Genomic DNA, 344 nt, shown 5'->3' on the forward strand with positions numbered 1-344 from the left:
TGTCTTCAGTGCCTTTCCCCCCTCTATGCCCCCTTCCAACTCGATTCAATGCTCGCCGCACGCATCCCGCCCTCGTCTGAACGCCTTGGACGACTGGCTCATGACGCCGCCGTTACCCGGCAGGCTGGATGGATTCAGGCGCTTTGTTCTGGAGTTTTTCTTCTTCGGTCTGAAGGAAGCGCGTAGTTGTCTGTTCGCCGGGTTGTTCTTCCTGGCGGTGTTCGCCACGCCACGCGCCGGGCTTTGGGGCGTGCCGCGCTATGATGCACTACTAATTGCCGCACTGCTTATTCAAGCGGGCATGGTTTTCACGCGCCTGGAGACGCTGGACGAACTCAAGGTCA

The 344-nt window shown here is 59.3% G+C and carries 1 protein-coding gene; it reads left to right on the top strand.

Features of this window, described 5'->3' with window-relative positions; genetic code table 11:
- Positions 1 to 100 precede the first annotated feature (100 nt).
- On the top strand, positions 101 to 344 hold a 244-nt coding region (locus SB752_RS32115; protein ID WP_410719455.1), incomplete at its 3' end, for a DUF817 family protein.

It is taken from the genome of Brevibacillus sp. SIMBA_040 (assembly GCF_046535075.1).
Classification (GTDB): domain Bacteria; phylum Bacillota; class Bacilli; order Brevibacillales; family Brevibacillaceae; genus Brevibacillus.